This is a genomic window from Streptomyces glomeratus (assembly GCF_021462825.1).
GTDB lineage: Bacteria > Actinomycetota > Actinomycetes > Streptomycetales > Streptomycetaceae > Streptomyces > Streptomyces glomeratus.
In genome coordinates this window covers 1-17,662 of sequence record NZ_JAKEEB010000002.1, presented here as the reverse complement: position 1 = coordinate 17,662, position 17,662 = coordinate 1, and the positions used below count along the sequence as shown (strand labels likewise).

15 protein-coding genes are annotated in these 17,662 nt (G+C 71.9%); 11 read left to right on the top strand and 4 right to left on the bottom strand.

Annotated features, from left to right (window positions below):
- Positions 1–3 precede the first annotated feature (3 nt).
- Positions 4–1,413, bottom strand: coding sequence for a DNA repair protein RadA (gene radA / locus LZ604_RS02155; protein WP_234511968.1), 1,410 nt, complete (start codon positions 1,411–1,413; stop codon positions 4–6).
- Positions 1,414–1,731: 318 nt separating this feature from the next.
- On the opposite strand from radA, the gene LZ604_RS02150 reads away from it, so the two are divergent.
- Positions 1,732–3,483 (top strand): BACON domain-containing protein, encoded by a 1,752-nt coding sequence (locus LZ604_RS02150; protein ID WP_234511966.1) that lies wholly within the window; start codon positions 1,732–1,734, stop codon positions 3,481–3,483.
- A gap of 62 nt (positions 3,484–3,545) precedes the next feature.
- Here LZ604_RS02150 and LZ604_RS02145 read toward each other — a convergent pair whose 3' ends face one another.
- Positions 3,546–4,394, bottom strand: coding sequence for a DUF3109 family protein (locus LZ604_RS02145; protein ID WP_234511963.1), 849 nt, complete (start codon positions 4,392–4,394; stop codon positions 3,546–3,548).
- Positions 4,395–4,465: 71 nt separating this feature from the next.
- On the opposite strand from LZ604_RS02145, the gene LZ604_RS02140 reads away from it, so the two are divergent.
- From LZ604_RS02140 to ilvD, 4 genes are all read left to right on the top strand, one after another.
- Positions 4,466–5,398: a Ppx/GppA family phosphatase gene (locus LZ604_RS02140; protein WP_234511960.1), complete on the top strand. Its 933-nt coding sequence runs from the start codon at positions 4,466–4,468 to the stop codon at positions 5,396–5,398.
- Positions 5,399–5,487: 89 nt separating this feature from the next.
- On the top strand, positions 5,488–6,312 hold the full coding sequence (locus LZ604_RS02135; RefSeq protein ID WP_234511958.1) for a sugar phosphate isomerase/epimerase family protein: 825 nt from the start codon (positions 5,488–5,490) through the stop codon (positions 6,310–6,312).
- Between the two features lie 16 nt (positions 6,313–6,328).
- Positions 6,329–6,994: a TetR/AcrR family transcriptional regulator gene (locus tag LZ604_RS02130; RefSeq protein WP_234511955.1), complete on the top strand. Its 666-nt coding sequence runs from the start codon at positions 6,329–6,331 to the stop codon at positions 6,992–6,994.
- 357 nt (positions 6,995–7,351) lie between these two features.
- Positions 7,352–9,205, top strand: a complete 1,854-nt coding sequence (gene ilvD / locus LZ604_RS02125) for a dihydroxy-acid dehydratase (RefSeq protein WP_234511952.1) — start codon at positions 7,352–7,354, stop codon at positions 9,203–9,205.
- A gap of 71 nt (positions 9,206–9,276) precedes the next feature.
- Here ilvD and LZ604_RS02120 read toward each other — a convergent pair whose 3' ends face one another.
- Positions 9,277–11,379, bottom strand: coding sequence for a serine/threonine-protein kinase (locus tag LZ604_RS02120; RefSeq protein ID WP_234511950.1), 2,103 nt, complete (start codon positions 11,377–11,379; stop codon positions 9,277–9,279).
- A 179-nt stretch (positions 11,380–11,558) separates the two neighbouring features.
- Here LZ604_RS02120 and LZ604_RS02115 point away from each other — a divergent pair, with 179 nt between their 5' ends.
- The 6 genes from LZ604_RS02115 to proC all read left to right on the top strand — a co-directional run bounded on the left by LZ604_RS02115 (position 11,559) and on the right by proC (position 15,963).
- Positions 11,559–11,900: an SH3 domain-containing protein gene (locus LZ604_RS02115; protein WP_234511948.1), complete on the top strand. Its 342-nt coding sequence runs from the start codon at positions 11,559–11,561 to the stop codon at positions 11,898–11,900.
- A gap of 51 nt (positions 11,901–11,951) precedes the next feature.
- Positions 11,952–12,443, top strand: coding sequence for an EamA/RhaT family transporter (locus LZ604_RS02110; RefSeq protein ID WP_234511946.1), 492 nt, complete (start codon positions 11,952–11,954; stop codon positions 12,441–12,443).
- A gap of 76 nt (positions 12,444–12,519) precedes the next feature.
- Positions 12,520–13,305 carry a class I SAM-dependent methyltransferase gene (locus tag LZ604_RS02105; protein WP_234511943.1) on the top strand — a complete coding sequence of 262 codons (786 nt, stop codon included), beginning with the start codon at positions 12,520–12,522 and terminating at the stop codon, positions 13,303–13,305.
- 98 nt (positions 13,306–13,403) lie between these two features.
- Positions 13,404–14,219 carry an ABC transporter ATP-binding protein gene (locus LZ604_RS02100; RefSeq protein WP_234511941.1) on the top strand — a complete coding sequence of 272 codons (816 nt, stop codon included), beginning with the start codon at positions 13,404–13,406 and terminating at the stop codon, positions 14,217–14,219.
- Positions 14,216–14,989 (top strand): ABC transporter permease, encoded by a 774-nt coding sequence (locus LZ604_RS02095; RefSeq protein ID WP_234511938.1) that lies wholly within the window; start codon positions 14,216–14,218, stop codon positions 14,987–14,989. Before LZ604_RS02100 ends, LZ604_RS02095 begins: the two co-directional genes overlap by 4 nt.
- 164 nt (positions 14,990–15,153) lie before the next feature.
- Positions 15,154–15,963 carry a pyrroline-5-carboxylate reductase gene (gene proC, locus LZ604_RS02090; protein WP_234511936.1) on the top strand — a complete coding sequence of 270 codons (810 nt, stop codon included), beginning with the start codon at positions 15,154–15,156 and terminating at the stop codon, positions 15,961–15,963.
- 45 nt (positions 15,964–16,008) lie between these two features.
- On the opposite strand, the gene trpS is transcribed toward proC, so the two are convergent.
- Positions 16,009–17,007 carry a tryptophan--tRNA ligase gene (gene trpS / locus LZ604_RS02085; protein WP_234511934.1) on the bottom strand — a complete coding sequence of 333 codons (999 nt, stop codon included), beginning with the start codon at positions 17,005–17,007 and terminating at the stop codon, positions 16,009–16,011.
- Positions 17,008–17,662 lie beyond the last annotated feature (655 nt).

Below are 17,662 nucleotides of genomic sequence, written 5' to 3'. Positions count from 1 at the left end.
AGTCTACCGGCGGTCCTCCTCCTCCCGTGGGGCCTCTCGGCGACGGGAGCGCGGAAGGACCCGCAGGGCGTCCCCTATGTCCGCCACTTCCAGCACCTTCATCCCGGGCGGGATCCTGCCGGGGTCGGCCGGAACGAGCGCATGCGTGAAGCCCAGACGGTGGGCCTCGGACAGCCGGCGCTGGACCCCTGTGACGCGCCTTACCTCACCCGCGAGACCCACCTCGCCGATCGCCACCAGATTCTTGGGCAGCGGGGTGTCGCTCGCGGCGCTCGCCAGCGCCAGCGCGACCGCCAGGTCCGCGGCCGGTTCGGAGAGCTTCACCCCGCCGACCGTCGCGGAGTAGATGTCCCGCTTGCCGAGGGCGCTGATCCGGCCGCGCTGCTCCAGGACGGCGAGCATCATCGAGACGCGGGAGGTCTCCAGGCCCGACGTCGTACGCCGCGGCGAGGGGATCTGGGAGTCGACCGTCAGGGCCTGCACCTCGGCGACGAGGGGCCGGCGGCCCTCCAGGGTGACGGTCAGGCAGGTGCCGGGGACCGGCTCGTCGCGGCGGGTCAGGAAGAGGCCGCTCGGATCGGCCAGGCCGGTGATCCCCTCGTCGTGCAGCTCGAAGCAGCCGACCTCGTCGGTGGCGCCGTATCTGTTCTTGACGCCTCGTACGAGACGCAGCCGGGCGTGCCGGTCGCCCTCGAAGTGCAGGACGACGTCCACCAGGTGTTCGAGCAGGCGCGGGCCCGCGATCGCGCCGTCCTTGGTGACATGGCCGACGAGGAGGGTGGACATGCCGCGCTCCTTGGAGGCGCGGATGAGGGCCCCGGCGACCTCCCGGACCTGGGCCATGCCGCCGGGCGCGCCGTCGATCTCGGGGGAGGCGACGGTCTGCACGGAGTCCAGCACGAGCAGCGACGGCTTCACCGTGTCCAAGTGGCCGAGTACGGCGGACAGATCGGTCTCCGCCGCCAGGTACAGGTGGTCGTCGATGGCCCCGATGCGGTCGGCGCGCAGACGCACCTGGCTCGCCGACTCCTCGCCCGTCACATACAGCGTGCGGTGCTCGTCGCTCGCCGCCTTCGCCGCGACGTCCAGCAGCAGCGTGGACTTGCCCACGCCGGGTTCCCCGGCGAGCAGCACGACCGCGCCGGGCACGATTCCGCCGCCTAGGACGCGATCCAGCTCGGGCACGCCGGTGGAGCGGGCGGTGGCCTGCCGCCCGTCGACCTGGCCGATGGGCAGGGCGGAGGTGGTCACCCGGCCCGGTGCCGTCGTCCGCACCGCGGGCGCGCCGTACTCCTCGATCGTGCCCCACGCGTGGCACTCGGGGCAGCGGCCGAGCCACTTGGCCGTCTGCCAGCCGCACTCGGTGCAGCGGTAGGACGGCCGGTCCTTGGTGGTCTTCGTACGGGCAGCCATGCACGAAACCGTAGCGGGACCCACTGACACCGAGACCCATGGCCTGCGACACAGGGCCCGCGGCCCAGGCGGGCACGGGCCGCGACCGGGCCGGTCGCTCACTCCGGCGACCTGCGTGACGAGGAACACCGGTCATCCACCTCGACTCCGCGGCGGTCGCGAAACCGGTGCGTCCGCTGAAGTCGGCCGTGCCCCTGGGGCTCCCGGCCGCACCCCGGCGTTCGTGGCCCGTATTGAGGGATCGTTTCACCCGTACGGAGTAAAAGTGCGCAAGGGGGCAGAAGGTGCAGCCCGTCGGCGCCTACGGTCGCACGGGTGATGAGCAGCAGGCCGGAGACTTCCACGCACGCCACCGGCGCACGCCGGGCGCGCGAAGACGCTCGCAAGCGGGGGAGCGTGCCTCGCGGCGCGAACACCCGCACCACGGCTCGGCGCCCGCCCGCGCAGTACGAGCCCTACCTCGACGGCCTGTTCACCTACTGCCTGTCCGTGCTGTGTGATCACGACACGGCGACGGCCGCGCTGGGTGACGCCCTGGCCCTCGCCGAGCGCCGCGGCACCCGCGGCCCGGAGACCCCCGACGACCGCCGAGCCTGGTTCTACGCCCTGGCCCGCTGGTCCTGTCTGCGCAGGCTGGCCGAGGCCCGGCGCCGCCGCCAGGCAGGCTACGCCGCCGGACGCGACCGCGGTCACCGCGCGCTCCGGGAGGCCGGCGACCGGCGAGCCGCCGAGATCATCGGCGGCTCCCCCGCCACCGCCACCGCTCCCCAGGAGATCCGGGAACACCGCAGACGGGAACTCGCCCAGCTCGCCTGGCCCGAGGCGGCCGGCACCAGTCCCGAGCAGCGCGAGGCGCTCGAGCTCGCCGTGCGTCACCGGCTCACCACCAAGGAGGTCGCCGCCGTGCTCGGCATGGACGTCGCGGGCGCGCGTGAACTCCTCGCCTCCGCCGCCTGCGAGGTCGAGCGCACCCGTGCCGCGCTCGCCGTCGTCGAGACCGGTTCCTGTCCGAGCGTCGCCCGCCTCACCGACGACCACCAATTCGTGCTCAGCGCCACCCTGCGCCGCGAACTCGTCCGCCATGTCGACGACTGCCCGCGCTGCCGCCGCACCGCCGAGCGCGCGGTCCCCGGCGCCTGGCCGGGCACCAGCGTCACCCCCGCCGCGCTCCCCGTGCTCGAGGCCCCGCGCACCGCCCTCGGGACCGCGATGGCGCACGCCCCACGCGTGCGTGGCGGCGCCCCTCGCTTCGACCGGCGCGGTTTCCCCATGGATCCCAAGGACCACGCGGCGCGCCGCGACCGTCTGCGCGCGCGTGCCGTCACGACGACCGTCGTCGCCACCGTGGTCGCGGCCCCCGTCATCGCCCTGTGGGCGGCCTATCGCGGTGCGCCCGTCACCGGTGAGGGCGCCGACGGCCGTCCGGTCACCGCGCGCGAGCTGCACGACTCCGCCGCTCTCGGCGGCGCGGGCACGGGCGGCTACGAGAACGCCGGCAACGCGCGTACGAATCCCGGCGCCCGCTTCGGCAAGGACGGCCGCTCGCCCGATGTGTCCGTCGAGGTCATCGGGGTGAAGACGGAGGACCGCGGTGCAGCCGGACACCTCACGGTGGCCGCCGACGGCGACGGCACCACCACCCTCGTCATGCTGACCGCCTCCGGCAGCTCGCCGGTCCACTGGTCGGCGGCCACGGGTGCCCCCTGGCTCTATCTGAGCCAGGCGTCGGGAACGCTCGCCCCCGGCACGTCGACCACGGTCCGGGTGTACGTCGACCACCTGCGCGAGCCTTCCGGTCCCTGGCACGCGCGCGTGGCGGTGGCACCCGCGGATGTCGTGGTCTCGATCGACGGCTATGGGGCGGCGGGCCCGTCCGGCCCTCGCCCCACCCCCGTGCACACCGGCCCGTCCGCCCCTGTGCCGACCGATCCGCCCACGACCGGCCCGGAGCCCACACCGGGCGATCCGACCCCCACGGGCCCGCCGTCCTCGAGCCCGACCCCGTCCCAGGACCCCACGGCCTCGTCCCCGCCGCCCCCGGAGAGCGGCGCGCCGAGCCCGTCCTCGTAGGCCCGCCTCACGGCTCAGTGCGCGAGATGCCCGGAGCGCCCCGTCCGCCCCGTTCGACCCACTCAGCCGACCGGATCCGCGGGATGCGGTGCCACCAGCGGCAGCTGCGACGCCAGGCGCTGCTCGCACAGCTCGACCAGCCGGTCGTACCCGGCCTTGCCCATCAGCTCGGTCAGCTCGGCCCGGTACGAGACGTACACCGGATCGCCCGCGCCGTGCGCCGACGTCGCCGACGTGCACCACCAGTGCAGGTCATGGCCGCCCGGACCCCAGCCCCGGCGGTCGTACTCGCCGATGGACACCTGGAGCACCCGCGTGTCGTCAGGCCGGTCGATCCACTCGTACGTCCGCCGGATCGGCAGCTGCCAGCACACGTCCGGCTTCGTCTCCAGCGGCTCGCGGCCCTCCCGCAGCGCCAGGATGTGCAGCGAGCAGCCAGCGCCGCCGGGGAACCCGGGCCGGTTCTGGAAGATGCACGACCCCTGGTAGGGGCGGGTCTGGCGGGAGCCCTCGTCGTCCTCCACGACCCAGCCGGTCTCCATGCCCACGTCATGGTTCTGCCAGATCTCCGGCGTCAGCCGTGCCACATGTCCGGCCACCCGCTTCTCGTCGTCCTCCTCCGAGAAGTGCGCGCCCAGCGTGCAGCACCCGTCGTCCGCGCGGCCCTCCCGGATGCCCTGGCAGCCGCTTCCGAAGATGCAGTTCCAGCGCGAGGTCAGCCAGGTCAGATCGCAGCGGAAGACCTGTTCGTCATCGGCCGGATCCGGAAACTCCACCCACGCCCGCGCGAAATCGAGCCCCTTCTCGTCACTCGCGATCGGGGCCTTCTCGGACGGGGACGCCTTCGCCTGCGAGGAATCCTTCGATCCCTTGGAGGATTTGTCGGACTTCGCCTTTTTCGTCTTTGGCACGCATCCAGGGTAAGTGGCTCCGGACCGCTTCAGGGACTGAGGATCGTCGCACTGGCAGTAGCGTTCCGTCCATGAGACTCGGTGTCCTCGATGTGGGTTCGAACACGGTGCATCTGCTGGTGGTGGACGCACACCCCGGCGCGCGCCCGCTGCCCGCGCACTCGCACAAGGCGGATCTACGGCTGGCCCAGCTTCTGGACGGCGACGGAGCGGTCGGCCCGGACGGGGTCGACAAGCTGATCGCCGTCGTCCTCGACGCCCTCCAGGCGGCCGAGGACAAGGGTGTCGAGGACCTGCTGCCGTTCGCCACCTCCGCGGTGCGCGAGGCGAGCAACGCGGACGACGTGCTGGCCCGGGTCAAGGACGCCACCGGCGTGGAGCTTCAGGTGCTGACCGGCGAGGAGGAGGCGCGGCTGACCTTCCTGGCGGCCCGGCGCTGGTTCGGGTGGTCGGCCGGCAAGCTGCTCGTCCTCGACATCGGCGGCGGCTCCCTGGAGATCGCCTACGGGATCGACGAGGAGCCCGACGCGGCGGTGTCGCTGCCGCTGGGCGCGGGCCGGCTCACCGCGGGCTGGCTCCCCGGAGATCCCCCGGCGCCGGAGGACGTCAGGGCGCTGCGCCGCCATGTGCGGGCACAGATCGCCCGCACGGTCGGCGAGTTCAGCCGCCTCGGGGTGGCCGACCATGTCGTCGCCACCTCCAAGACCTTCAAGCAGCTCGCCCGTCTCGCCGGCGCGGCGCGCTCCGCCGAGGGGCCGTATGTGCAGCGCGAGCTGAAGCGGGAGTCCCTGGAGGGCTGGGTTCCGCAGCTCGCCGGGATGACGGCCGAGCAGCGCGCGGACCTTCCGGGCGTCTCCGAGGGCCGGGCGGGTCAGCTCCTGGCCGGCGCGCTGGTCGCGGAGGGCGCGATGGACCTGTTCGGCGTGGAGACCCTGGAGATCTGCCCGTGGGCCCTGCGCGAGGGCGTGATCCTGCGCCGCCTGGACCATATGGCGGCGGAATAGGGGGGACCCGCGGCGCTGTGCCTCTTCCCACACCCCGCCCTGCGCAACCGGCCCTCCATGTCAAGGCGACGCCCCGTACCCTGTCCCTCGTGGCAGAACCAGTGGTGCGCATCCCGGATGCAAAGGTCGCCCTGTCGACGGCCTCCGTCTATCCGGAGTCGACGGCGACGGCCTTCGAGATCGCCGCGCGCCTCGGGTACGACGGGGTCGAGGTCATGGTGTGGACCGATCCCGTCAGCCAGGACATCGAGGCGCTGCGCCGGCTCAGCGACTACCACCACATGCCCATCCTGGCCGTCCACGCCCCCTGCCTGCTGATCACTCAGCGCGTGTGGTCCACCGACCCCTGGGTCAAGCTCCAGCGCGCCCGCGCGGCCGCCGAGAAGCTCGGCGCGGGCACGGTCGTCGTCCACCCGCCCTTCCGGTGGCAGCGTCAGTACGCCCGCGATTTCGTCGACGGAATCTGGCGCATGGCGGACGAGACGGATGTGCGGTTCGCCGTGGAGAACATGTACCCGTGGCGCTACCGGGACCGCGAGATGCTCGCGTACGCCCCCGACTGGGACGTCACCAGGGACGACTACCGCCACTTCACGATCGACCTGAGCCACACCGCCACGGCGCGCAACGACGCCCTTCAGATGCTCGAGCGGATGGGCGACCGTCTCGGTCACGTCCACCTCGCCGACGGCAACGGATCCAACAAGGACGAGCACCTCGTCCCCGGGCGCGGCATCCAGCCCTGCGCCGAGGTCCTGGAGCGGCTCGCGCTCACCGGCTTCGACGGGTACGTCGTCATCGAGGTCAACACCCGTCGCGCCATGTCCGGCGCCGAGCGCGAGGCCGACCTCGCCGAGGCGCTCGCCTTCGCGCGCCTGCACCTCGCGGCCGCCGCGAAAGTGTCCCGCGGGTGAGCGGGGTGGTCCGTCCGTGACCGGAGCCACCGGAGCGACCGGAGTCACCGGAGCGACCGGGACGACCGGAGCGGGCCCGGCCCGCCGCGGCAGGGGACGTCCCAGCCGCAGAGAGACGGCGGCGGCCCCCGCCACCCGCGACCGCATCCTGGAGGCGGCCCGCGAGGAGTTCTCCGAGCGTGGATACGAGAAGACGTCCGTACGCGGCATCGCCAAGGCCGCCGGCGTGGACTCGGCGCTGGTGCACCACTACTTCGGCACCAAGGAACAGGTCTTCGAGGCCGCCATCGAGGTCGCCTTCGCCCCCGCCCTGAATGCGCCGGACGCGGTGGCCGAGGGCCCCCGGGACGCCGTCGGCGAGCGCCTGACCCGCTTCGTCCTCGGCATCTGGGAGAACCCCGCGACCCGCGCTCCGCTGCTCGCCATCGTCCGCTCCGCCGTCAACAACGAGACCGCGGCCGCCGTCTTCCGCCGCCTGGTCGCCGCCCAGCTGCTGCGCCGCATCTCCGGGCAGCTCGGCCTGCCCGACGCGGAGCTGCGCGCCGAGCTGGCGGCCGCGCAGCTGGTCGGAGTCGCGATGCTGCGGTATGTGATCAAGGTGGAGCCGCTGGCGTCGGCGGACCTGGAACAGCTGGTGGCCCGCGTGGCACCGGTGGTCCAGGGACACCTCACGAACCCCTGAGGCTGGTGGTGTGGGAGGCCTGGCGGGTCCTTGAGGCTGGTGGCGGAGAAGACCTGGCGGGCCTTTGAGACCGGTGGCGGAGAAGACCTGGCAGCCTCCTGAGGCCGGTGGCGCCGGAGGCCTGGCAGCCTCCTGAGGCCGGTGGCGCCGGAGGCCTGGCAGACTCCTGAGACCGGCGGCGCGTAAGACCTGGCAACCCCGTGAGACGGATGGCGCGGAAGACTTGACGAACCCGAGCCGTGCGCGACACCCCGCCCCTGAAACACGCATCCCGCATTCCGGACACTTGTGTCCGTCCCTTGGAGCACCGGCGTACGCTCGACGTGAGTTGAGAACTCTCCGAAGGAGCGAGCGACGATGCCCGAGCTGAGGTCCCGCACAGTCACCCACGGCCGCAACATGGCGGGCGCCCGCGCCCTGATGCGCGCCTCCGGTGTACCCGGCGCGGACATCGGCCGTAAGCCGATCATCGCGGTCGCCAACTCCTTCACGGAGTTCGTGCCCGGTCACACCCACCTCCAGCCGGTCGGCCGGATCGTCAGCGAGGCGATCAGGGAGGCGGGCGGCATCCCGCGCGAGTTCAACACGATCGCCGTGGACGACGGCATCGCCATGGGCCACGGCGGCATGCTCTACAGCCTCCCCTCCCGCGATCTGATCGCGGACAGCGTGGAGTACATGGTCGAGGCCCACTGCGCCGACGCCCTGGTCTGCATCTCCAACTGCGACAAGATCACCCCGGGCATGCTGATGGCGGCCCTGCGCCTGAACATCCCGACGGTCTTCGTCTCCGGTGGCCCGATGGAGTCCGGCCGCGCCACCCTGGTCGACGGCACGGTCCGCACCCTCGACCTGGTCGACGCGATCTCCGACGCGGTGAACGACAAGGTGTCCGACGAGGACATCCTCCGCATCGAGGAGAACGCCTGTCCGACCTGCGGCTCCTGTTCCGGCATGTTCACGGCCAACTCGATGAACTGCCTGACCGAGGCGATCGGTCTCTCCCTCCCCGGAAACGGCTCGGTCCTGGCCACCCACACGGCTCGCCGGGCGCTGTACGAGAACGCGGCCCGCACGGTCATGGACCTGACCCGGCGCTACTACGAGCAGGACGACGAGACGGTTCTGCCGCTCAACATCGCCACCTTCTCCGCCTTCGAGAACGCGATGGCCCTCGACATCGCGATGGGCGGCTCGACCAACACGATCCTGCACCTGCTGGCCGCCGCCCAGGAGGCGGGCGTCCCGTTCGGCCTGGCGGAGATCGACGAGGTCTCGCGCCGGGTGCCGTGCCTGGCGAAGGTCGCCCCGAACGTCGCCAAGAACCGCACGTACTACATGGAGGACGTGCACCGCGCCGGCGGCATCCCGGCCCTCCTCGGCGAACTGCACCGCGGGGGCCTGCTGAACGAGGACGTCCACGCGGTCCACAGCCCGTCCCTGGCCGACTGGCTGAAGACCTGGGACGTCCGTGGCGGCTCGCCGTCCCGGGAGGCGGTGGAACTGTGGCACGCGGCACCGGGCTGCGTGCGCTCCGCCGAGGCGTTCTCCCAGTCGGAGCGCTGGGAGGCCCTCGACGAGGACGCCGAGAACGGCTGCATCCGCTCCGTCGAGCACGCGTACTCCAAGGACGGCGGCCTCGCTGTCCTCAAGGGCAACCTCGCAGTCGACGGCTGTGTGGTGAAGACCGCGGGCGTCGACGAGTCGATCTGGACCTTCGAGGGACCTGCGGTCGTCTGCGAGTCGCAGGAGGAGGCCGTCCAGAAGATCCTCACCCAGCAGGTCAAGGAGGGCGATGTCGTCGTCATCCGGTACGAGGGGCCCAAGGGCGGTCCGGGCATGCAGGAGATGCTGTACCCGACCTCGTACCTGAAGGGCCGCGGCCTGGGCAAGGCGTGCGCACTGGTCACGGACGGCCGCTTCTCCGGCGGCACCTCGGGCCTGTCGATCGGCCACGCCTCTCCCGAGGCGGCCTCCGGTGGCACGATCGCCCTGGTCCGCGACGGCGACCGCATCCGTATCGACATCCCGAACCGCACCATCGACCTCCTGGTCTCCGACGAGGAGCTGAGCACCCGCCGCGCGGCCCTCGACGGCGTCTACGCCCCCGCGAACCGCGACCGCAAGGTCTCGGCCGCCCTGCGCGCCTACGCGGCGATGGCGACGAGCGCGGACAAGGGCGCGGTGCGCGATGTGACGAGGCTGGGCTGACCGGCGTGACGCGGCGGGGCTGACCCGCGGCGAGCAGGGGCCGCTCCTTCGAGGGGCGGCCCCTTCGCGCGTCACCAGGCCGAAGGATCACGTCCGTCCACGCCGAAGACCGTGCCGTCGGGGGCACCGGCGTAGACATGACCGTTGATGATCACGGGTTCCGGCAGCGCGGCGGTGACCCGGTCCGCGCGGGTGCCCAGGCGCGGTGCGGTCTGGCCGAGGAGGGTGCCGTCGCCGGCGTCGAACGCGAGCAGCCGTCCGTCGGCGGCGGTGAAGTAGACGTGCCCGCCGGCCGCGACCGGCGCCGAGCCGCGGCTCACGGACGTCTCGACATGCCACAGCTGTCTGCGCGCTTCCATGTCGACGGCCTCCAGCGCGCCACCGGCGGCCAGGAGATACACGGCGCCGCCATGGATGCCGGCACGGGCGCTGTCCAGAGGTATGGGCAGCCGAACGGTGCGCGTCGCCCCCGACCCGGGGGTGTAACGGACCACGGCCACCGTGCGCCCGTAGACCCGGTCCACGGAGAGGAAGAAGACGGACCCGTCCGCGGTGCCGAAAGGCTCCAGGCTCCCTTTCAGACGAGCGTCCCAGCGCACGTCACCCGTGCGCGGATCCACCGCGGTGACCCGCGTGCTCGATCCGTCGTCGGACGTGCTCACGGCGTACGCCGACGACCCCCCGGGGAACGAGGTGAAGTACGGCATGTGCTGGCCGGGGATCCGGCGGCTCCACTCGGTCCTACCCGAGGCGCCGTTCACTCCGGTGACCGTCCCGTCCGTGCCGGTGAGCAGGAGCATGCCGGCGGCGTGCCGCATCCCGTTGCGGGCGGGCATGTCCCGGTGCCAGCGCGTCCGGCCCGAACCGGGGTCCAGCGCCTCCAGGGCCCGGCGCCCGTCCGTCAACGGCTGGACGAGACCGCCCGAGACGACCGGCGGTTCGCTCCTGGCGGTCGCGGCGACCCGATGCCGCCACAGCACGGTGCCGTCGGACGGGTTGAGGGCGACGACCAGGCCGGGCTGTCCGCACAGCAGCGCGCCGGCACCGTAGGAGCACTGCGGCACGGCGGCGTCCTCGGACTCGGGCCTCGCCTCCCAGGTACGGAACGCGGCCAGCGTGGTCCGGGGACCGGCCGGGGCGGGAGCCCCGCCGTCGAGCAGCTTGACGGCGGCGATCGCCCCGCCCAGCACCAGGCTGAACGCGCCCGCCACCAGAGCCACCCGCCTGACCGGAGCCAGCCGCTTGAGGAGGCCCCGGGGACGCCGCTTCGGCTCCTCGACGCGGGGCTCGGGGACCGGCACGTCACTCGCGCGCTGAGCCGGTATGAAGGCCTGCGTGTCGTACGAGGCCGCCACCGACCTCAGTTCCCGCATCAGCTCGTCCGGAGTGGGCCGTTCCTCGGGCTCCTTGGCCAGACACCGCAATACGAGCGGTGCGAGGTTCTCCGGTACGCCGGTCAGGTCCGGCTCGTCGTGCACGACCTGGTAGGCGACGACATACGGGCTGTCGGAGTCGAACGGCCCGCGTCCCGTCGCCGCGTGTACTAGGACCGACCCGAGCGCGAAGATGTCGGCGGCCGGGCCGACCTCCCTGGGGCGCCGGAACTGCTCGGGGGCCATGAAGGGCGGCGTGCCGATCAACTTGCCGGTCTCCGTGCGCAGTTCGCTGTCCTTCGGCCGGGAGATGCCGAAGTCGATGACCTTCGGCCCGTCCTCGGCGAGCAGCACATTGCTCGGCTTCAGATCCCGGTGGACGACCCCTACCCGATGGATGTCGCGCAGCGCCTCGGCGAGCCCGGCCATCAGCCGGCGCAACTGGGCCGATTCCATGGGCCCGTTCCGCTTCACATGATCGGACAGTGTGGGACCCGGGATGAACAGAGTGGCCATCCAGGGTCGCGCGGCCTCGGGGTCGGCGTCGACCACGGGTGCGGTGAAGGCACCGCTCACCCTCCGGGCGGCGGCCACCTCCTGCCGGAAACGACCTCTGAACTCCGGGTTCTTGGCGAACTCGGCGTGCACGACCTTCACCGCGAGCTTCAGCCCCGAGGTACTGCGGGCCAGGTGCACCACGCCCATGCCGCCGGAGCCCAGACGGGACTCCAGGCGGTACTGACCGGCGTACTCGGGAAGTTCCGCTTCCGCGCCCGCTCCGGTGTTGCGCTGTGGCGCCATGGACCACCCCCGTGCTGTTCGTCGGCGCGCGCGACGCACGGAGCCTAGTCGATGACTCGTACGAGACAGAGGCGGCTTGCTAGCCTCCGCGTGCGCGTCGCACTCGTGTTTCGCGGCGTGACGCGGGGGAACGAACGGCGCCCCATGACGGTCATGGGGTTCAACGGGGGAGGTTTTTCATGTCTGTCGACCGTGTGGAAGAAGCCCGGACCGACGGCGTGGCGGAGAACGCCACGACCGCGACGGAGACCGCAACGACGGCCACGGCGGCCGTGCGCTACTACTCGGTGGCCCCGGGCGTCCGGCTCAATGTCCGCAGCGGCCCCGGCACCGGCTACCCCGTCGTCCGGGTCCTGGCCGAGGGTGCCAGGGTGCCGATCTACTGCCAGACCCCGGGCACGACGGTCACCGGCCCGTACGGAACGAGCAGCATCTGGGACAGCATCGGCGACGGCGCGTACGTCTCGGACGCGTATGTGCACACGGGCAGCGACGGCTACGTCGCACCCCGCTGCGGCTGAGCCGGACGGGGGGCGGGGCCCTGCCCGCGGTGCCGGGGTGATAATCGACGCGTGAGCGACGAGAACGGCACTCCGGACACCCCCGGCGGACCCCGCCCCGAACCGATCCGCTTCTTCGGCACGACCTGGGTGGAGCACGACGGCGGCTACCGCGCCCGCCGGACCGCGGTGGCGGTCGGCTCGCTCCTGCTCGCCGCCGTCTGCGGCCTCGTGCTGCGCTTCGCCTACCAGGGCCTGCAGATCGCCGACGTCGGCCCGGCCGTGAGCCTGATGGTCGTGGTGATGTTCGCGGTCTGCAGTGCGCTGGCGTTCGGCCACACCTGGGGAGCCTTCGCCAAACGCCCCGACCCGCAACGCCAGTCCTCCCTCCGCGGCCTACTCGCGATCGGATTCCTGGGCTCGCTGCTCGCGTACTTCGTGCGTTCGCTGACCGAGGCCCCCGGTGAGAAGCTGCACCGCGAGGAATACGACAAGGCCCGCGCCGCCTACGACAAGCGAGTCTCGCGCCGCACGGGAAACCCCTCCCGCAGACGCCGGTCCTGACCGGCGGCCGTCCCCAGGGCGTCCGGCTGCCGGGAATCCGCTGTGCCGGACACCCGGGGACCGCCACCATGGGCGTATGACCGCGCCCTCACGCTCCGTGCGAGCCCGCTCGTTCAACGCCGCCGCGGCCCAGTACGCCGCCAACCGCCCCTCCTACCCGCCCGTCCTCTTCGACACCCTCGAGGAGCTCGCGGGCCGCCCCCTCACCGGCGCCCGCGTCGCGGACGTCGGCGCCGGCACCGGCATCGCCACCGCCCTCCTCGGGGCAAGAGGCGCCCAGGTCGTGGCGATCGAGCCCGGCGAGGGCATGGCGGCCCAGTTCCGCCGCACCCTTCCCGGCGTCCCTCTGCTGCGCGGCGACGGCAACGCCCTCCCGCTCGCCACCGCCTCCGTCGACTTACTCACCTACGCCCAGGCCTGGCACTGGACCGATCCCTCCCGCTCGGTCCCGGAGGCCCTGCGTGTCCTGCGGCCGGGCGGCGCGCTCGCCCTGTGGTGGAACATGGACGCCGAGGACGTGCCCTGGATCGCCGCGCAGGCGGACCGCATCAAGCGGTACTTCGGCGCCGAACACGCCACCAAGAACGGCGCCGGCGGCGCCCGGCCCGAACTCGCCTTCGAGAGCGCCCCCGAGGTTCCGGTCCACACCCACCGCGTCGTGCGCTGGAGCCGCACGGTGCCCGTCGACATCCACCTCGCCAACATCGGCAGCCACTCGATCTTCCTCGTCCACGGTGAGGAGGGCACCCGCGCCTTCCTCACCGAGGAACGGGAGCGTCTCCTCGAGTCCTTCCCGAACGGCCTCGTCGAGGAGGTCTACGACGTCCTACTGATCGTCGCGAGCCACCCCCAGGGGGTGTGACATTCCCGCCGGGCGCGCGGCGCCCGGCGGGAATCGTCCCCCGTCCCGCCGGAGGTATGGCCCTTGACGGCCGGTCCGCCGCGCGCCATATTCATCGCATGATGAATAACCGCCGCGCGCATCCGCCCGGCCCCCATGCGCCGGCACCCGGCCCCGCAGTCCACGCCGACCGGCTCACCGTCCTCCGCGGCGCCCGCAGGGTCCTACGCGACGTCCGCTTCACCGTGCCCCGCGGCCAGATCACCGGTCTGCTCGGTCCCTCGGGCTGCGGCAAGTCGACCCTCATGCGCGCGATCGTCGGCACCCAGGCCAAGGTCACCGGCACCCTCGAGGTCCTCGGCCGCCCCGCAGGCTCCGCCCCCCTGCGCTCCCGCATCGGCTACGTCACCCAGGCCCCCTCCGTCTACGCCGACCTGACGATCCGCCAGAACCTCCACTACTTCGCCGCGATTCTGGACCCGGGCCGGGCGGCCGCCGACCGCCGTGACCACGACGTCACCCGGGCCATCGCCGACGTCGACCTCACCTCGCACGCCGACTCCCTCGCCGGCAACCTCTCCGGCGGCCAGCGCAACCGTGTCTCCCTCGCGGTCGCACTGCTGGGCACCCCGGAACTCCTCGTGCTCGACGAACCCACGGTCGGTCTCGACCCGGTCCTGCGCCGCGACCTCTGGGACCTCTTCCACCGCCTCGCGGCCGACCGCGGCGCCACGCTCCTCGTCTCCTCGCACGTCATGGACGAGGCGGAGCGCTGCCACCGCCTGCTGCTGATGCGGGAGGGCGAACTGCTCGCCGACGACACCCCGGAAGCCCTGCGCACCCGTACCGGCGCGCAGACGGTCGAAGAAGCGTTCCTGCACCTCGTGGACGAGGCGACGGCGCAGCGGACGGCCGGAAAGGAGACGGTCCGATGACCACGACCACCGCCGACGCCACCGGGAGGACCCTCACCTACTCCCGTTCGACGGCCACCGCCGCCCGCGTGCTGCGCCAGCTCCGCCACGACCCGCGCACCATCGCGCTGATGCTGGTCATCCCGTGCCTGATGCTGCTCCTGCTCCGCTACGTCTTCGACGGCAGCCCGCACACCTTCGACGCGATCGGAGCCTCGCTCCTCGGGATCTTCCCCCTGATCACGATGTTCCTGGTGACATCCATCGCGACCCTGCGCGAACGCACCTCCGGCACCCTGGAGCGCCTCCTCGCGATGCCCCTCGGCAAGGCCGACCTGATCGCGGGCTACGCCCTCGCCTTCGGCGGGCTCGCGATCGTCCAGTCCGCCCTGGCCACGGGCCTGGCGGTCTGGTTCCTCGGCCTGGACGTCACCGGCTCCCCCTGGCTGCTCCTGCTGGTGGCCCTGCTCGACGCCCTGCTCGGCACAGCCCTCGGCCTCTTCGTCTCGGCCTTCGCGGCGTCGGAGTTCCAGGCGGTCCAGTTCATGCCGGCGGTGATCTTCCCCCAACTTCTTCTGTGCGGCCTGTTCACCCCTCGCCCGGACATGCACCCCGTACTGGAGGCGATCTCCGACGTCCTGCCGATGTCGTACGCGGTGGACGGCATGAACGAGGTCCTCCGCCATACGGACATGACGACGACGTTCGTCAGGGACGCCCTGGTCGTCGCGGGCTGCGCACTCCTGGTGCTCGGGCTGGGAGCGGCGACCCTGAGGCGGCGCACGGCATAGGAACGACCCCACGGGACAGGAACGGCCGGGTCACGGGGACGGCACACGGCCGGGCACGCCAAGAGCCCGGCCGCCGTCCCGCCCACCGGACAACCCACCCCCGTACGCCCACCCCGGTGCGAGGATGAACCCGGACGACGCAACCCCCGGAGGGCACCCGCACCATGACGCAGAAAGTCGCAGTCCTCGGCACCGGAAAGATCGGCGAAGCCCTGCTCAGCGGAATGATCCGAGCCGGCTGGGCCCCCGCCGACCTTCTGGTCACCGCCCGCCGCCGGGAACGGGCCGAGGAACTCCGCACCCGCCACGGCGTCACCCCGGTGAGCAACGCCGAGGCCGCGAAGACCGCCGACACCCTCATCCTCACCGTCAAGCCCCAGGACATGGGCACGCTCCTCGACGAACTCGCCCCGCACGTCCCCGCCGACCGCCTGGTCATCAGCGGCGCCGCGGGCATCCCCACCTCCTTCTTCGAGGCACGCCTGACCGCCGGCACCCCGGTGGTCCGCGTCATGACGAACACGCCCGCCCTCGTCGACGAGGCCATGTCCGTCATCTCGGCCGGCAGTCACGCCACCGAAGCCCACCTCGCCCACACCGAGGAGATCTTCGGAGCCGTCGGCAAGACACTCCGCGTCCCCGAGTCCCAGCAGGACGCCTGCACCGCCCTGTCCGGCTCGGGTCCGGCGTACTTCTTCTACCTGGTCGAGGCCATGACCGATGCCGGGATCCTGCTCGGCCTGCCCCGCGACAAGGCCCACGACCTGATCGTCCAGTCCGCGATCGGCGCGGCGGTCATGCTCCGCGACAGCGGGGAGCACCCGGTGAAGCTCCGCGAGAACGTCACCTCCCCGGCCGGTACGACGATCAACGCCATCCGCGAACTGGAGAACCACGGCGTACGAGCGGCCCTGATCGCCGCGCTGGAAGCGGCCCGCGACCGCAGCCGCGAGCTGGCGTCCGGCAACGGCTGACGCGCGTGCCCACCGCCGGGAGACCGGCGGTGGGCACCCGGTCGCTCACACAGCCGGCAGCAACCCGATCGCCCGGTACGCCGCGTCCACCCGCGGCCGGGCCATCCCCGTGGCCCGCTCCGCACCGGCCCGCAGCACCCCGTCCACATACCCCGGATCGGCGCACAGCTCCTTGTGCCGCTCCCGCACGGGCCGCAGCAACTCGACCACGGCCTCCGCCGTGTCCTTCTTCAGGGCTCCGTACGACCCGTACGCGCCGCTCAGCTCCTCGGGATCGCCCCCTTCGCAGGCGGCCAGGATCTCCAGCAGGTTCGCCACTCCGGGCCGCTTCTCCCGGTCGTACACGATGTCCGACGCGCTGTCCGTCACGGCTCGCATGATCTTCTTCCGCATCACGTCCGGCTCGTCGAGCAGATAGACGATCCCCGGCCCGGAGTCGTCCGACTTCCCCATCTTCGACGCAGGGTCCTGAAGGTTCATGATCCTGGCCGCGATCTTCGGGCGGGTCGCCCGGGGCACCGCGAACGTGAGCCCGTACCGCTGGTTGAACCGCACCGCCAGATCCCGGCTCAGCTCCACATGCTGGGTCTGGTCGTCACCCACGGGCACCTCGTCGGTCCCGTACGCCAGAATGTCCGCCGCCATCAGCACGGGATACGTGAGCAACGACAGCCGCACACTCCCGCCCCGCTCCCGCTCCCGCGCGGACTTCTCCTTGTACTGGATCATCCGCCGCATCTCGCCGTCGGTGGCGACACACTCCAGCAGGTACGACAGCCGTGCGTGTTCGTCCACATGGCTCTGGACGAACACGGTGCACAGCTCGGGATCGAGCCCCGCCGCCAGAAGCAGCGTCGCGGCCTGCCGACTGAGCCTGCGTACCCGGGCGGGATCGTGGTCCACGGTCAGGGCGTGCAGATCGACGATGCAGAAGAGGGCGTCTGCCTGGTGCTGGTCCACGTCGGCCCACCGTCGCATGGCACCCAGGTAGTTGCCCAGCGTCAGGTTCCCGGTCGGCTTGATCCCGCTGAAGACCCTTGTCATCTCTCCACCTTCTGGTCGGGACCGCCGCGACCGGCCGGCCGGCCCTCCGGGAGGAGAACAAGAGAACGGCCGCCGAGGCGGCGGCCGTTGAGCGCATACGTGAGTCCGGCCGCCGTCAGGCGGCCCACCACTGCTGGTTGCACGTACGCGAAGTCATGACCAGGAGGCTACGCCTGCCGGGGACGGTACGGCACCGAGTTGACACACCCGGGGCCGATCCGTACTGTTCTCCGAGTTGTCCGACGTGAGCGCCGACCCCGGTCGGTCCCCGGACAGCCATTCCGCAGGTACCAACCGATAATCGGCGTTACATCGCCGTGCGCTTCGGCATGCGTATTTTCGGAATGCGGACTCCGCGTTCGAACCTTTGTGAGGACGCAGCCCCCGATTAGCTCGGGAGCAAGGAATCCGCTAAAGTCTCACTCGTCGGAACGGCCCAAGGGCCGGGAGGACGACCCCGGTTGACTGGGGATCAGGAACCGAACGGGCCGGAAAGGCCCCAGGGAATCTGATAAAGTCGACACCGCCGGAAGGCCGAAAGGCCGGAAAGCACCGAGGAAATCGGGTCGAGAAAAGGTCTGATAGAGTCGGAAACACCGAAGGGAAGCGCCCGGAGGAAAGCCTGAGAGAGTCTCTCGGGTGAGTACGAAGGAAG

What these genes read in the sequence shown, in the direction of transcription:
- radA (WP_234511968.1), bottom strand. Translation starts at nt 1,413, where the DNA reads ATGGCTGCCCGTACGAAGACCACCAAGGACCGGCCGTCCTACCGCTGC.
- LZ604_RS02150 (WP_234511966.1), top strand. Translation starts at nt 1,732, where the DNA reads ATGAGCAGCAGGCCGGAGACTTCCACGCACGCCACCGGCGCACGCCGG.
- LZ604_RS02140 (WP_234511960.1), top strand. Translation starts at nt 4,466, where the DNA reads ATGAGACTCGGTGTCCTCGATGTGGGTTCGAACACGGTGCATCTGCTG.
- ilvD (WP_234511952.1), top strand. Translation starts at nt 7,352, where the DNA reads ATGCCCGAGCTGAGGTCCCGCACAGTCACCCACGGCCGCAACATGGCG.
- LZ604_RS02120 (WP_234511950.1), bottom strand. Translation starts at nt 11,379, where the DNA reads ATGGCGCCACAGCGCAACACCGGAGCGGGCGCGGAAGCGGAACTTCCC.
- LZ604_RS02115 (WP_234511948.1), top strand. Translation starts at nt 11,559, where the DNA reads ATGTCTGTCGACCGTGTGGAAGAAGCCCGGACCGACGGCGTGGCGGAG.
- LZ604_RS02105 (WP_234511943.1), top strand. Translation starts at nt 12,520, where the DNA reads ATGACCGCGCCCTCACGCTCCGTGCGAGCCCGCTCGTTCAACGCCGCC.
- LZ604_RS02100 (WP_234511941.1), top strand. Translation starts at nt 13,404, where the DNA reads ATGATGAATAACCGCCGCGCGCATCCGCCCGGCCCCCATGCGCCGGCA.
- LZ604_RS02095 (WP_234511938.1), top strand. Translation starts at nt 14,216, where the DNA reads ATGACCACGACCACCGCCGACGCCACCGGGAGGACCCTCACCTACTCC.
- proC (WP_234511936.1), top strand. Translation starts at nt 15,154, where the DNA reads ATGACGCAGAAAGTCGCAGTCCTCGGCACCGGAAAGATCGGCGAAGCC.
- trpS (WP_234511934.1), bottom strand. Translation starts at nt 17,007, where the DNA reads ATGACAAGGGTCTTCAGCGGGATCAAGCCGACCGGGAACCTGACGCTG.